Origin of the sequence: Alicyclobacillus hesperidum (assembly GCF_900107035.1) — a bacterium.
GTDB lineage: Bacteria > Bacillota > Bacilli > Alicyclobacillales > Alicyclobacillaceae > Alicyclobacillus > Alicyclobacillus hesperidum.
Genome location: NZ_FNOJ01000009.1, coordinates 1 through 14928, shown reverse-complemented (window position 1 = coordinate 14928; position 14928 = coordinate 1). Strand labels below are relative to the sequence as shown.

At 55.6% G+C, this 14928-nt stretch carries 16 protein-coding genes; all 16 read left to right on the top strand.

The genetic code is table 11. The features are described from left to right. Positions 1–147: 147 nt before the first annotated feature. The 16 genes from fapR to trmD all read left to right on the top strand — a co-directional run bounded on the left by fapR (position 148) and on the right by trmD (position 14631). Complete coding sequence (gene fapR, locus BLU70_RS08135; RefSeq protein WP_058093988.1) at positions 148–738, top strand: transcription factor FapR; 591 nt, start codon at positions 148–150, stop codon at positions 736–738. After that, a complete protein-coding gene (gene plsX, locus BLU70_RS08130) occupies positions 738–1775 on the top strand; it encodes a phosphate acyltransferase PlsX (protein WP_244885163.1) in 1038 nt (345 codons plus the stop codon). The genes fapR and plsX overlap by 1 nt, the downstream gene beginning before the upstream one ends. Continuing rightward, a complete protein-coding gene (gene fabD, locus BLU70_RS08125) occupies positions 1772–2728 on the top strand; it encodes an ACP S-malonyltransferase (RefSeq protein ID WP_074693165.1) in 957 nt (318 codons plus the stop codon). The genes plsX and fabD overlap by 4 nt, the downstream gene beginning before the upstream one ends. After that, on the top strand, positions 2725–3465 hold the full coding sequence (gene fabG, locus BLU70_RS08120) for a 3-oxoacyl-[acyl-carrier-protein] reductase (RefSeq protein ID WP_074693164.1): 741 nt from the start codon (positions 2725–2727) through the stop codon (positions 3463–3465). Before fabD ends, fabG begins: the two co-directional genes overlap by 4 nt. Positions 3466–3489: 24 nt before the next feature. Then, entirely contained in the window at positions 3490–3729 is a 240-nt protein-coding gene (gene acpP, locus BLU70_RS08115; protein ID WP_006446918.1) for an acyl carrier protein, read from the top strand. A gap of 67 nt (positions 3730–3796) precedes the next feature. Beyond that, positions 3797–5041 carry a beta-ketoacyl-ACP synthase II gene (gene fabF, locus BLU70_RS08110; protein ID WP_074693163.1) on the top strand — a complete coding sequence of 415 codons (1245 nt, stop codon included), beginning with the start codon at positions 3797–3799 and terminating at the stop codon, positions 5039–5041. Between the two features lie 152 nt (positions 5042–5193). Next, on the top strand, positions 5194–5919 hold the full coding sequence (rnc, locus tag BLU70_RS08105) for a ribonuclease III (protein WP_006446920.1): 726 nt from the start codon (positions 5194–5196) through the stop codon (positions 5917–5919). Further along, the gene (gene smc, locus BLU70_RS08100) at positions 5900–9472 is read left to right on the top strand and encodes a chromosome segregation protein SMC (RefSeq protein WP_074693162.1); all 3573 of its coding nucleotides are present in this window, start codon (positions 5900–5902) and stop codon (positions 9470–9472) included. Before rnc ends, smc begins: the two co-directional genes overlap by 20 nt. Positions 9473–9499: 27 nt before the next feature. After that, on the top strand, positions 9500–10411 hold the full coding sequence (gene ftsY / locus BLU70_RS08095) for a signal recognition particle-docking protein FtsY (RefSeq protein ID WP_006446922.1): 912 nt from the start codon (positions 9500–9502) through the stop codon (positions 10409–10411). A gap of 36 nt (positions 10412–10447) precedes the next feature. After that, complete coding sequence (gene ylxM, locus BLU70_RS08090) at positions 10448–10843, top strand: YlxM family DNA-binding protein (protein WP_244885162.1); 396 nt, start codon at positions 10448–10450, stop codon at positions 10841–10843. Continuing rightward, positions 10836–12302 carry a signal recognition particle protein gene (gene ffh, locus BLU70_RS08085; protein WP_074693161.1) on the top strand — a complete coding sequence of 489 codons (1467 nt, stop codon included), beginning with the start codon at positions 10836–10838 and terminating at the stop codon, positions 12300–12302. Before ylxM ends, ffh begins: the two co-directional genes overlap by 8 nt. A 21-nt stretch (positions 12303–12323) precedes the next feature. Then, a complete protein-coding gene (rpsP, locus tag BLU70_RS08080; RefSeq protein ID WP_006446925.1) occupies positions 12324–12596 on the top strand; it encodes a 30S ribosomal protein S16 in 273 nt (90 codons plus the stop codon). A gap of 42 nt (positions 12597–12638) precedes the next feature. Beyond that, positions 12639–12869, top strand: coding sequence for a KH domain-containing protein (locus BLU70_RS08075; protein WP_006446926.1), 231 nt, complete (start codon positions 12639–12641; stop codon positions 12867–12869). A gap of 21 nt (positions 12870–12890) precedes the next feature. Continuing rightward, positions 12891–13313 (top strand): YlqD family protein, encoded by a 423-nt coding sequence (locus tag BLU70_RS08070; RefSeq protein WP_074693160.1) that lies wholly within the window; start codon positions 12891–12893, stop codon positions 13311–13313. Then, complete coding sequence (gene rimM / locus BLU70_RS08065) at positions 13310–13852, top strand: ribosome maturation factor RimM (RefSeq protein ID WP_074693159.1); 543 nt, start codon at positions 13310–13312, stop codon at positions 13850–13852. Before BLU70_RS08070 ends, rimM begins: the two co-directional genes overlap by 4 nt. A gap of 2 nt (positions 13853–13854) precedes the next feature. Continuing rightward, the gene (gene trmD, locus BLU70_RS08060) at positions 13855–14631 is read left to right on the top strand and encodes a tRNA (guanosine(37)-N1)-methyltransferase TrmD (protein WP_006446929.1); all 777 of its coding nucleotides are present in this window, start codon (positions 13855–13857) and stop codon (positions 14629–14631) included. The last annotated feature ends 297 nt before the right edge of the window (positions 14632–14928 follow it).

Below are 14928 nucleotides of genomic sequence, written 5' to 3'. Positions count from 1 at the left end.
GTCTCTTGCCAAGTATGTCGAATCGTATATCAGTACATAGGTTTAGGGACATGGATCATAGACTGGTCCATAAAATCAATATATGATTAGGTGGTATTCTGTCTCTGCTTCAGCAGAGACTTGAGCATGCGTTGAAAGAGGGTATTCATTCTGAAGAAATCCGAGCGCCGGTACGCGCTTGTCGCACTTCTCGAACAAAATCCGTTTGCAACCGACGAGCAGTTGGCGGAACAGTTCGGCGTCAGCGTCGCAACCATCCGGTTGGATCGCAGTGCGCTTCACATTCCCGAAGTTCGAGAGAGAATTCGCCGGATGGCGTCGGACCGACAGGATGATTTGCGGTCGCTCGACGAACAGGATTTGGTCGGGCGGCTAATTAAGCTTGAGTTGAACCGGTATGCCGAATCGGAGTTGACCATTCAACCCGCTCACGTATTCCGGAGAACCAATATTGTTCGTGGACATGTGTTGTTTTCACAAATTAACTCGCTGGCCATCGCCCTGATGGACGCTGATATTGCCGTGACTGCCAAGACCGAATTGCGTTTTGCACGGCCTGTGCACCTTGGTGAGACGGTGCGTGCGCGCGTCGACGTGATCGGAGAGCATGGGGATATCGTTCGCTGCCGAGCGGTCAGTCACGTCCACGGGGAGGTTGCGGTACAAGGGGTAATCTGGGTGCACAAGGACCCGTCAAACCTAGGGGCGCAGTTCATGGATGAGGGGGATGCCGAGTGATCACGATTGTCGTGGATGCAATGGGTGGCGATTACGCTCCGGTTGCTCCCGTGGAAGGGATCTGCGAGGCGGCTGCCGCATTCTCCGACACGCGCTTTATTGTCGTTGGCGATGAACAGAGAATTGTTGAACTGGCGAAGGGACGCTTTCCTGCGAACGTGACAGTTAGGCACACCGACGTCGTCATCGCGGGGGAAGAGGAACCTGTTCGCGCTGTGCGCCGCAAGCCGGATTCGTCGTTGGTCATGGCAGCGCAAATGGTGGCAAACGGCGAAGCCGACGTCATGGTTTCCGCTGGCAACACAGGGGCCATCATGGCGGCAGGTATGCTCGTTATTGGTCGTTTGCCGGGCGTGGAGCGCCCTGCTTTGGCTCCGATTCTTCCAACATTTGACGGTAAAGGAGTCCTCCTGCTCGATGCGGGTGCGACGATGGATGCGTCAGCCGAAAATCTGTTGACCTATGCGTACATGGCAGACGCATATGTAAAACACGTTCTCGATATCGAGAACCCGCGGATCGGGTTATTGAACGTGGGAACAGAGGATTCAAAGGGGAACGCGGTGGTCAAACAGACGTTCACTCTGCTTTCACAATCCCAACTTCATTTTATTGGCAACGTAGAAGCGCGGGAGATGATGGCAGGGTGTGCTGATGTCGTGGTATGTGACGGCTTTGTCGGGAATGTCGTGCTCAAACTGGCCGAGGGCATCGGCATCGGTCTGTTCTCAGGCATTCGTGAAGCGCTGACGAGCAATTTGACGTCGCGTTTAGGCGCCATGTTGGTGGGTGGCAGATTACGTTCTTTACGCAATCGTTACGATTGGGCTGAGCATGGCGGTGCGCCTTTTCTAGGAGTCAATGGCGGCTGCATCAAAGCGCATGGAAGCAGTAATCCACGTGCTTGGTTTATGGCTTTGTCGCAAGCCCGCAAGTTTATTGCAAATGACCTGCTGAGTAAGCTTTCCACCGCAATGGAGGAGCGCAACGCTCGTATTTCGGTGCCAGATCATCAGTATGGAGATGTTGAACGATGAACGTAGCGTATGTGTTTCCCGGCCAAGGTGCGCAGTACGTAGGTATGGGTCAGGCGCTTATCGATCATTATCCAGTTGCGCGAGCGGTCTTTGAGGAAGCCGACGACGTGCTGAATATGAACCTCACCAAGTTGATTTTGTCCGGACCCGATGACGAATTAAAGTTGACCTATAACACGCAACCGGCTTTGTTGACGATGAGTGTTGCGGTGTTGCGGGTGCTCGCCGAGCGTGTGGATATCCAGCCGGTGGCTGTTGCTGGGCACAGCCTTGGTGAATATAGCGCCCTGGTCGCGGCCGACGCCATCTCGTTTCAGGATGCGGTACGTCTAGTCTATCAACGTGGACGAATGATGGACGAGGCTCTTCCCGCGGGTCACGGCACGATGTCTGCCGTGCTTGGCCTTGACGAAGAGTCGCTTGCGGCCGCGTGTTCACAAGCGGCGGAGGAAACAGGGGAAGTCGTCGAGTTGGCCAATGTCAATTGCCCCGGACAAATCGTCATTTCCGGCACCACGGCTGCAATCGCCAGGGCCTCCGAACTCGCCAAGGCGAGCGGTGCCAAGCGGGTCTTGCCGTTGGCGGTGAGCGGGCCATTTCATTGCAGCTTAATGCGGCCTGCAGCGGACGCGTTAGGAGAACTTTTGGACAGCACCGAAATCCATGATGCAAAGGTACCCGTTGTCGCCAATGTCGACGGACATCCTCGGACAACGGCAGCCGATTTGCGCGAGGCTTTGAAACGACAGCTATACACGCCGGTGCGCTGGTGGGATGGCGTTCTGGCAATGCGCCGCCTCGGCGTCGACATCGTGATCGAATTGGGACCAGGAACCGTGCTGTCTGGGTTGGTGCGCAAAATAGACAAGTCGCTCGAGACCTTGCACGCGGAAGATCCCGCCACGCTCGACGCGGTTTGCACACGTATGACGAGCGGAGGCGAAGAAGCGTGAGCGAGCAAAAAGTTGCCATTGTCACAGGAGCGTCACGGGGCATCGGACGAGCCATTGCGATCGCGCTGGCAGACGCCGGACACCATGTGGTTGTCAACTACTTGGGCAGCGCAGAAGCGGCTGCACAAACGGCCGATCTCGTCGCTGAACGCGGTGTTCGGGCACTCGTGGTAAAGGCCGATGTAAGTCAAAGTGAAGAGGCGGCCAAATTGGTCGACACTGCGCTCGAAGCGTTTGGGCGAGTGGATATACTCATCAATAATGCTGGGATTACGCGCGATGGTTTGTTGATGCGGATGAAGGACGACGATTGGAATGACGTGGTCAATACCAACCTGCGCGGGGCATTCTATATGACTCGTCAGGTTGCGCGACCGATGATGAAACAGCGCTCTGGAACCATTATCAACATCACCTCTGTCGTCGGTCTTATGGGCAACGCGGGGCAGGTCAATTATGCTTCCGCCAAGGCGGGGCTCGTCGGTTTAACCAAAGCCTCTGCGAAGGAACTAGCGCCCCGCAACATTACGGTGAACGCGATTGCGCCGGGATACATTGAAACGGACATGACCGCGGCGCTCGGCGCGGACGCTCTGGATGCTTTGCTTCAACACATTCCGCTCGCGCGCAGAGGTACGCCCGAGGACGTTGCAAATGCCGTTGTGTTTTTGGCATCGGATAAGGCGCGTTATATAACGGGTCAAGTACTAGCTGTCGACGGCGGCATGGTCATGTAGTATACTGCAAAAGGAGGTGAGACGATGGCAAACGATGTGTTTGAACGCGTAAAAAAGATTATTGTCGACCGACTCAGCGTCGATGAAGATAAGGTGACACTGGACGCTACCTTTAAAGACGACCTCGGTGCAGATTCTCTCGATATCGTCGAGCTGATTATGGAGTTGGAAGACGAGTTTGACTTGGAAATCTCTGATGAAGACGCTGAAAAAATCAGCACCGTGGGCGATGTAGTTACATACATCACGGAGCACCAGGGATAATCAAGCTGATGTTTGGCATAGTCCCGTGCGCGAGCCGGGGCTTTCTGCTATGTAAGGGGGTGAATGCATGGCACGACGCGTGGTTGTGACAGGGCTAGGTGTGGTCTCTCCAGTCGGCAACGACGTCCCTACCTTTTGGGATAGCCTGCTGTCTGGCAAATCCGGTATTCGCGAGATCGATCGCTTTGATACATCCGACTATCCCTGCAAAATCGCCGGATTGGTGAACGACTTCGACCCCGAGCGATATATCGATAAAAAAGAACTTCGACACATGGATATGTTCACCCAGTATGCCTTGTACGCAGCGCACGAAGCGGTGGCGCACGCCGGGCTCGTCATTACCGATGAAAATCGGGATCGAATCGGCGTCTACATCGGATCGGGAATTGGCGGTATCGGGACGACGTTGAGCAATTATCGCATTTTACTAGAGCGCGGCCCGAAGCGTGTTAGCCCATTCTTGGTGCCCATGATGATTAGCGACATGGCGACGGGACAAGTCTCCATCGAATTCGGGGTTCGCGGTCCGAACAGCTCCCCTGTTTCCGCGTGTGCGACCGGTTCGAACGCAATCGGCGATGCGTTTAAGATCATTCAGCGCGGAGCGGCGGATGTAATGATCGCCGGCGGTGCCGAAGCTGCTGTGGTCGATATCGCACTGGCTGGGTTTAGCAATATGAAAGCTCTCTCGCTTCGCAACGACGAGCCGACGCGCGCAAGTCGACCGTTTGATAAAGACCGAGACGGTTTTGTCATGGGCGAAGGTGCGGGTATTCTCATTTTGGAATCCTTGGAGAGTGCACAAGCTCGAGGGGCACATATCCTTGCCGAAATCGTCGGTTATGGGATGTCTGGCGACGCATACCATGTCACAGCGCCGGATCCTAATGGCGATGGAGCGTATCGCGTGATGAAGGCTGCCCTTGAAGATGCAGGTCTACAGACGACGGATATCGATTATATCAACGCGCATGGAACGTCGACGGAGTTTAATGACCGGATTGAAACATTGGCTGTTAAGCGACTATTTGGCGATCACGCCTACAAACTGGCGATGAGTTCGATTAAGTCAATGACAGGCCATCTGTTAGGGGCTGCTGGCGGCGTTGAGGCGGTAGCGTGCGTCAAAACGCTTCAAGAAGGAATGATTCCGCCAACGACGAATTATGAGACACCAGACCCAGAATGTGACTTGGATTATGTCCCGAATGTCGCCCGCAAGAGCGATGTGAAGGTCGTGATGTCCAACTCGTTTGGCTTCGGTGGCCACAATGCGTCCTTGATCTTCCGTCAATATGCGGCCCAATAAAGTCAATTGCAGTGAGACAAGCCCCTGGTCCTACCGGGGGCTTTTGTACCATGAGGGTTTTGAGGGACCGCCGCAGCCGCGTGCTCAACTTAGGGTGAGCGGTTTCGCGCGTTGAGGCTGCGCCTCAAAATCCCCGAAGGGGAGAGGAAGCTTTGCAAACGAAGTGGGATCAATTGCAAGACATTGTGGATTTTCGTTTCACAGACCTCAATTTGTTGAAACAGGCGTTCACCCATGCCTCCTACCGCAATGAGCATCGCAAGGCGCATGTGGAAGACAACGAGCGTCTGGAGTTTCTCGGCGACGCCGTGTTAGAACTCATCATCAGCGATTTCTTGTACCATACGTATCCTCGCTTGCCCGAGGGTGAATTGACGAGAATGCGGGCTGCGATTGTCTGTGAACCGTCCCTGGTCGTATTTGCTCGGCGATTGTCGTTTGAGCAATTTATTCGCTTAGGACGAGGGGAAGAACGAAGTGGTGGTCGTTCGCGACCTGCGTTGTTGGCGGATGTGTTTGAGGCGTTTCTCGGTGCTTTATACATTGACCAAGGCATTGAGGCTGTCCGCAAATTCGTGCACACACATGTCATTCCCCATCTTGCGGACGCGCGAGTCGGTGTCGACTATAAGACGGCGTTGCAGGAACTTGTGCAGCAAAGGCTGTGCACATCGTTGCGGTATACCATCGTCGAGGAGCGCGGTCCAGCGCATGCCAGGGAATTTGTCGTACAAGTGGAACTGGGTGACGAGGTTCGTGGTGTCGGGATCGGCAGATCGAAAAAAGAGGCTGAACAACAGGCGGCGGCCAAAGCATTGGCTGCACTCGCCGAACTTAACTCCGGGGAGCAGATGACTGGTGTATCTCAAGCAGATTGATATCGTTGGTTTTAAATCGTTTGCAGATAAGAGCCAGATCGTACTGTCGCCGGGGGTTACCGCTGTCGTGGGACCCAACGGCAGTGGTAAGAGCAATATTGCGGACGCCATTCGCTGGGTACTCGGTGAGCAGAGTGTGCGCAATCTGCGCGGCAGTAAGATGGAAGACGTGATTTTTGCCGGGAGCGAACTGCGTAAACCGACAAACCTTTGTGAGGTTTCCTTGACCTTGGACAATAGTGACCGCCATCTGCCGGTGGTATTCGACGAGGTCACCATCACACGTCGTGTCTTTCGCTCAGGCGAAAGCGAGTACTACATCAATCGTCAGCCTTGCCGCTTGAAGGACATTCATGAGTTGTTCATGGATACAGGGCTAGGGCGCGACGCGTATTCCATCATCGGGCAAGGCAAGATTGAAGAAATGTTGTCTACGCGCCCAGAGGATCGGCGTGGGCCCTTCGAGGATGCGGCTGGGATTGTGAAGTTTAAGCACCGACGTAAAGAAGCGGAACGAAAGCTGGAGGATACGGAAAACAATCTGATTCGCGTCGACGATATCCTGGCGGAGTTAACACAACAATTGGCCCCCCTCGCCGAAGAACGGGCTCGGGCCGAGCAATATCAGCAATTGAGCGATGCCTTGGAAGAAGCAGAAATTACATTGTTGGTCGTCGAGATCGATCGGTTGCACGAGCGTTTTCAACAAGCGACTGCGGCGGTGTCTGGACAACAGGCTGTGCGAGACGAGGCGCAAGCGGCGCTCGCGCAGGCGGAGGCCGCTTGGCGCGAGGCGCGGGCAAGCTTTGAGGAAACCGTGTCCCAGGTCGAGGCTTTGCAACAGCGCTACGTGCGTTTGGTCGAAGAGCGCCAACGCTCACAGGGCGATCTCGCCTTGATCGATCAGCGCCTCGAGCATCTTGCTGCCGCGGCGGAAGCGCGGCAGACGCGGCGGATAGAGCAGGCGCGAGAACTGGAAGATATCGAGCAAGAGTTGTCACATGCGAACACGGCATTGCATGAGGTTACCGAGAAACTCGGTGAACGCGCTGCACAGCTGAATGAGGTTGCGACATCTGCCAGTGAAGAACGAAAAAACGTGCTCACCGCCGAGATCGAAGAGATGAGCGCAGAGTTGATCGAGGTCAACCATCGCGCTGCCTCGTTGCGCAACGAACTCAAAATGCTAGCAGAACAAGCCGCTTCAGAGGCTGGCAAACGGGCTCGCTTCGAGCAGGATCAAGCCCGCTGGCAGGCGCAGATCGACGACGCGGCGGCAGCGCACCGCAAGCTGGCCGAACAAGTGGTGACGCTTGAAGCTGATATGGAACGGGCGGCGGCACGCATAGAAGAGCACGAGCGGGTTCGCGAAGAGGCGGCCGAGGCGGAAGCGACAACCGTGACCGAATTGCACCGTCTGCGTGCGGAAATGCAAGCGATGCAGGCGAGACTCGAACTTTTGCGCGACCTTGAACAGGGCTACGACGGTTATGCACTCGGTGTGCGAACCGTGTTGCAGCAAGCCCATCGCGGAGCTCTAACAGGTATTCACGGTTCACTCGCAGAACTTGTGCATGTGGATAAGAAGTACGAGATTGCCATCGAAACGGCCCTTGGCGGCGCTTTGCAAAACGTGGTCGTCGATCGCGAGGCCGACGCTCGGGCCGCCATCCATTTGCTCAAGCAACGGCAGGCTGGGCGCGCGACGTTTATGCCACTTGACGTCATCAAATCCCGGCGTTTGCGGGAGGGCGACTTGGACTCTGTACGCGGTCAAGATGGCTTTCTCGGCGTTGCGAGCGACTTGGTCGATGCCGATCCAGTCTATCGACAAGCCGTCGAGCACCTGCTTGGCAATGTCCTAATCGCCGCAAGCCTCGAGCGGGCCAATGCTCTGGCGCGGGACTTGCAATACCGTTACCGAATCGTTACGTTACAGGGCGATGTCGTGTCACCGGGCGGCATGATGACGGGCGGACACGTCAACCGCAAAGGGCCCGGGTTGCTTGGCCGATCGCGCGAGCGGCAAGACGTAGAGCAAAAGCTTCGCGAATTGCAGGAGTCGGAGCGGGCTCTGATCGAACGCCAGCAGCTCTTGCGCGAGCAGGTGAGCCAAGCACAGCAAGCACGCTTCGACGCCCAGAAGGACCTTGAGCGTCTGGCAAACGAGCGGCAACAGTTGCAAGAGCAGATGCGCCAACTCGAATATCAGCAAAAATCGGCTGCGGAGCGCCTGGAGGCGTTGGCTTGGGAGGCTGAGCAACTGCAATCCGGGAGCGACGCCATCGCCTTGCGCGAACAGACTGCCCAACAAGGCCTTGTTGACGCGGAGACTGCTTTGGCGTCGCTGACGGAAGCCCTTGCCGCTAAACGCAAAGAATTGACTGAATTGGAACAGCGTCTGGCTGAGGCGCATGAGCAGGTTACAGGATTGCGCATCGAAGTGGCGACTTTGCGTCAAGAGCGCGAGGGATTGCGGGTTCGCCAGAAAGAACTCGCAAACCGAGCTGCGCGCTTGCGCGAGGCGATTGCGATACTCGATATAGAAGCGCAGACAGCCGCAACAGAGGAAAGGGATCTCAGGCAGGAGGCCACTTCCAAACGAAGCGGCGTGCAATCGTTGTTTGATGCGGTAGCTGAAGGCGAGCAACAATTGGAATTGGCTCGTCAAGCGCGGCTGGAACGAGAGGCTACGGCGCGCCAACTGGAAGGGATCGCACATGAGGCTCGTCAAGCTGTCGCCCGCGAAGATGAACTTTTGCATCGAGCAGTGGTCGCAGCGGAGCGCGCCGATGCAGATCTGGCTCACGCGCTTCAAAAAATGGGCGACAATCACGGAATGACCTACGAGTGGGCAAAATCCCGTTATCCGCTTACGGGATCCGTGGATGATTTGGAGCGTGAAGTGCAGTCTTTACGCCGTCGGCGCGCCGCGTTGGGCGACGTCAATCTCGGTGCCATTGAGGAACACGAGCGTTTGTCCGAACGCGTGACGTTCCTTACAGAACAGCGCGACGATCTGGTTGAGGCCCAACAACAACTGGAGCGGCTCATCGACGAGATCGATACCGAAATGGCCAATCGGTTTATGGAAACCTTTCGGCAGATACAAGCCGAGTTTGCGCACGCGTTTCAAATTCTGTTTAATGGCGGCGAAGCGGATTTGTCGCTAACCAATCCGGAGGATCCACTCACAACCGGGATCGAAGTGGTCGCGAAACCACCCGGGAAAAGGCTGCAAAACCTGAATCTGCTGTCGGGTGGTGAGCGTGCGCTGACCGCGATGGCCCTGTTATTTGCGATTCTACGCGTGCGGCCTGTGCCGTTTTGCGTGCTGGACGAGGTCGAAGCCGCACTCGACGAGGCGAACGTTTCGCGCTTTGCGCAACAACTAAAGGTCTTCGCGGCAGAGACTCAATTTATCGTGATCACGCATCGACGCGGAACCATGGAGGAAGCCGATGCGCTGTACGGTGTCACGATGCCCGAGCGAGGCGTCTCCTCGCTTGTCAGCGTGCGCTTGGCGGACGAAATCGACTACGAGACGGCATAAGAAGCGCAAGAGGAGGAGGTAGTGGGTATGGGGTTGTTTGAACGTTTCCGCAAGGGGCTGCAGAAATCGAGAAATGCCTTGGCGGACAAGCTCGCAAGCATCTTTCGCGGGCGCAAATTGGACGAGTCGCTGTTTGAGGAGATGGAAGAGGCGTTTATTGCGGCCGATATGGGCGTGGAGACCGCGCTGGAACTGGTCGATCGCGTTCGCGTTGCCGCGCGTAAGCGCCGGATCGAAAACGCGGATGACCTGCCCGATGTGATGGTCGACGTGATGCGGGACATGCTTGATATCGGATCGTCGGACATGAACTTGCAGTCGGAGGGTCCAACACTTGTTTTGGTCGTTGGCGTCAATGGTGCAGGGAAGACGACGACCATCGGCAAGTTGGCTCATTATTACCAAGCACAAGGTAAAAAGGTCTTGCTGGCGGCTGGCGATACGTTTCGTGCAGCGGCGATCGAACAACTGTTGGCCTGGGGGAACCGGGTTGGCGTCGATGTGGTGCGGCACAGCCAAGGGGCGGATCCAGCAGCTGTCGTCTACGACGCCATCGCGGCCGGAAAGGCGCGCGGGATCGATATCATTATTTGTGACACGGCAGGTCGCCTACAAAACAAGTCGCATCTGATGGCGGAGTTGGCCAAGATTCGAAAGGTCGCTGCGAAAGAAATGCCTGGCTCGCCCCATGAAGTGCTCCTCGTGCTGGATGGAACAACAGGTCAAAACGGCCTTATGCAGGCGAAGGTTTTCAAAGAGGTTGTCGATGTGACTGGCATTGTCATCACCAAATTGGACGGAACAGCGAAAGGCGGAATTGTTCTGCCCATTGTGCACGAGCAAGGAATACCGGTGAAGTGGATTGGCCTTGGCGAAGGGGTCGAAGACCTGCAACCGTTTGATGCGACCGCTTACGCGGAGGCGGTTTGCAGGCCATAACGGCTGATTTGTGGTGTAAAGGAGATTTGCTTGACAGTGACGCTGAACCCAGATAGTATGAGAGAGGTCACTCGCATAGGCGATCTCTATGCGTTCTACGAACCGCTGCTTACGGAGCGTCAGCGACAGATTGTCGAGTTGTACCATTTTGAAGACATGTCGCTCGCGGAAATTGGTTCTGTGCTGTCGATTAGTCGACAGGCGGTGCATGATCAACTGCGTCGCGTCGGCGAGCAGCTTGAAGTGTACGAAGCGGCACTTCATCTGCAGGAGATTGCGGCGAAACAGGGGACGGCTTGGGCACGGCTCATCGACTGCTGGCAGGCGGTTCGGGCGGATTTGCCGGAAGCGGATCGCACGCGTATGCAAAGGGCCATAGAGCAGATGGCTGCCACGCTGTCGAGCTTGACGGGAGGTGAGGCGGATGCTTGAGAGTTTGTCGAACAGTCTGCAGTCTGCACTCAATCGATTACGCGGAAAAGGACGTTTGACGGAAGCGGATGTGCAAGAGGCGATGCGTGAAATTCGGCTCGCGTTGCTTGCGGCAGACGTCAACGTCAAGGTTGTACGCGATTTTGTCAATCGCGTGCGGGAGCGGGCGGTTGGCCAGGATCTGCAGAAAAGTTTGACGCCAGGGCAACAGGTCGTAAAGATCGTCTACGAAGAGCTGACGGAGTTGATGGGCGGCGCGCAGGCACGCATTCAAATGGCGCCAAAGCCGCCGACTGTCGTCATGCTAGTGGGGTTGCAGGGCGCGGGTAAGACAACCGCGATCGCAAAACTGGGCCTTGCATTCCGTCAACACCAGCATCGGCCTTTGCTCGTCGCCGCCGACGTGTATCGCCCTGCCGCCATTGACCAACTCAAGGTGCTCGGCAAGCAAATCGATATTCCGGTATTCGACCAAGGCGCGGATGCAAATCCAGTCGCTATCGCGAAGGCGAGTTTAGCAGAGGCTGAGAAGGCCGGGGCCGACATCGTTCTCATCGATACCGCAGGTCGCTTACACATCGATGACCAGCTGATGGAGGAACTCGAGGGGATGAAGGCGGCTGTGCAGCCGACCGAAATTCTTTTAGTGGTCGACGCGATGACCGGGCAGGATGCTGTCCACGTCGCCGAGACGTTTCATCAGCGGTTGGGTGTCACAGGTGTCATTCTGACCAAGCTGGACGGCGACGCTCGCGGCGGGGCGGCACTCACCGTACGCGCGGTGACGGGATGCCCCATTAAGTACGTCGGGCTTGGTGAGAAGATTGAACCTCTGGAACCATTCCATCCGGATCGGCTTGCATCCCGTATTCTCGGCATGGGCGATGTGCTGAGTTTGATTGAACGCGCTCAAGAGCGCATCGACTTGGAAAAGGCCAAAGAGATGGAAGCGCGGATGCGCACATCGAGCTTTACCTTGAACGACTTTCAAGAGATGTTTCGTCAAGTGCGCAACTTAGGGCCGCTCGATCAAGTTCTGAAGATGATTCCCGGCATGAATCGCATGAAAGGCCTCGAGAACATTGATTTGAATGACCGGCGGTTCTTGCGGATGGATGCCATCATCTCATCGATGACGCCTGCTGAGCGGGAAGATCCAAGCGTGATGAACGCGAGTCGCAGACGGCGAATTGCCAATGGCAGCGGGACGACCGTGCGTGAAGTGAACCAATTGTTAAACCAGTTTGAACAGACCCGCGAGATGATGAAACGGTTCACTGGTATGGGTAAGCGAATGAGCCGACGAAGTGCGATGAGTGCTTTGAAAGCGATGGGTGGGCTCGGGGGGATGCCTGGGCTTAAGGACATGCCATCGTTGTCGGACATGCCGGCCAACTCCGTTGCGGGCAGTGGTGGCGAACCTAGGCAGCGCCAGCATCGCAAGAAAAAGCGAAAATAACGATATGGAGGGTATTTCAAAATGGCAGTGAAGATTCGTTTGAAGCGCATGGGAGCAAAGAAGCGTCCGTTCTATCGCGTTGTTGTTGCGGAGTCTCGTTCTCCGCGCGATGGTCGTTTTGTCGAGGAAATTGGCACGTACAATCCGCTGACTGAGCCTGCGCAAATCCAAATCGACGAGGAGCGCGCTCTGTACTGGTTGGGTACGGGAGCACAACCTTCCGACAAAGTGCGCTATTTGTTCCACTTGGAAGGTATTATGAAGAAGTTCCATGAGCAAAAATTTCAGAAGTGAATTGTGGGCGGCCTAATGGGCCGCCCTTCGGAGTGATCGCCAATGAAAGACTTGGTTCAATATATCGTTAGTTCTCTTGTGGATCATCCCGAAGCTGTTTTGGTCTCCCCAATCGAAGAGGGCGACACGGTCACATATCAGGTCAAGGTACACCCGGACGACGTAGGGCGCGTGATCGGCCGACAGGGGCGGGTAGCCAAGGCCATCCGCAACGTGGTTAGTGCCGCAGCGTATCGTCAGAAAAAACGGGTGTTTGTCGACATTCAGTCATAAGAGGATGCGAGGAGATTTTTAGTGGTTATTCGGCAGCCTGTGGCAGTTAAGTTCATTTTGACGGAAGCCGCGAAGCAGCAAATCATTGCAGAACAACGCCGCCAGATCGAGCAGGTCATGAATGAATTGGAACAGATTGAGGAACAAGGCAAGCAAGCTATCGAACAGGCCATGGCGCAAAGCGGTGAGTTGGCACAGCAGGTGCGCCAGCAGGTAGAGAATGAAAAGCGTGTGCGTGAGCAAAGACGGGAAGAATTATTTCAGCAAATGCAGCAGTTTCAACAAATGGAACTTGGTACAGAGATTCAGAATATGACGGTCGAAACCATGGTAGAAGTCAAGCCTGGAGATGATTGGACGAAGGTGTTGCTCGGTTCGGAAATTATTGTGCGCGACGGCATTGTCGTCGAGATTCGCCAAAACGGGCAGCGGATCGAAGGGTGACGACGTACTATACGGTCGGCGTGATGACAAAACCACATGGACTGCGAGGCGAGATGCGCGTATATCCGCGGACAGATTTCGCGGAGGAAAGGTTCGCGCCGGGGTCCCGGCTGTTTGTTCGACCTGAAGGCGGAACACCGATTACGGAAGTTGAGGTTCGCAGCGGTCGCAAACATCAAAATATGTGGATCGTTGGTTTTAAGGGGTTAAACAGCATTCACGACGTGGAACATTGGCGTGGCCTGGAGCTCTGTGTTTCCGAGGAGCAATTGTTGCCTCTGCCCGAGGGGACGTACTACATTCATCAGCTTGTGGGTTTGGATGTATGGACGGACGAGGGGGAACGGCTGGGGACATTGGTGGAGGTACTGACGCCGGGTGCGAATGACGTCTATGTGATTCGCCGCCCTCAAAGGCAACCCGACGTTCTCCTGCCAGCAATTCCAGACTGTATTTTGGCAGTCGATCTCGTTGCAAAAAAGATGACGGTTCATCTTTTGCCAGGCTTATTGGACGATGACAGCGAGTCGGGGGGCTGATGATGGCACTTGCGATTCATGTGCTCACACTCTTTCCGAATATGTTTTCCGGTGTGCTTGGCGAGAGTATGATGAAGCGTGCTGCAGAGATTGGCGCGGTGGATGTTGAACTCATCGATTTTCGGCAATATGCAAAGGATCGGCATCGCACTGTCGACGACACGCCTTACGGTGGTGGGGCAGGCATGTTGCTAAAGCCCGAGCCGTTGTTTGAAGCCATCGATGATCTTTGCAACCGCTTGAATACTAGATTGGAGTCGCCGCGCGCGCGCGTGGTACTGTTGTCTCCTTCCGGCCGCAGATTCACCCAGCAAGTAGCAGAGGAGTACGCCCAGTCCGAGCGGATTGTGCTGATATGTGGCCACTACGAAGGGTTTGACGATCGCGTTCGGCAAGCACTGGCAACCGAGGAACTATCGTTAGGCGATTTTGTGATGACGGGTGGCGAGATCGCGGCGATGGCAGTGATCGATGCAGTGACCAGATTGCTGCCGGGCGTCTTGGGCAATGCGGCGTCTCTCGAGGATGAGTCGCACGTTCAGGGCCTACTTGAGTATCCTCAATTCACGCGTCCGGCTGTATATCGGGATCTGGCGGTGCCGGAGGTTTTGGTGTCGGGCAACCATCAACGGATCGCGGAATGGCGGGAGCGACACGCCTTGTATCGGACTTGGAAAGAACGTCCGGATCTTTTGCGGATTGAGCAGCTTACCCCGCGCCAGAGGGCGTGGTTAACTGCGTTTGAGCAAGGTGATTTGACGGGGATTGACGTTGAATAAGTGTTTTGAGCTTCAGCAGGCGCACAGTTTTGATGGCTGTATCCCGGGGAAGGAGCGCCTGCTGAAGCTTACTGTATCGTATGGAGCCTTTTCGTCGTAGGTTCGAGTAGCTTTGCTGAAGATGGCATAGGAATCACAAGCCCATACCTGGGTGGGATTCGCTGATCGTGTGACAAGGGACAGAAAAGCTTGACACAGGCGACGAAAGGTGTTAGTATGCTTTTCGCCGCCGTGATGGCGGCCTTCATCTTGCTACACTACGCGTTGTGAGGTTCCTCAAAGACGAGTTGGTTCACC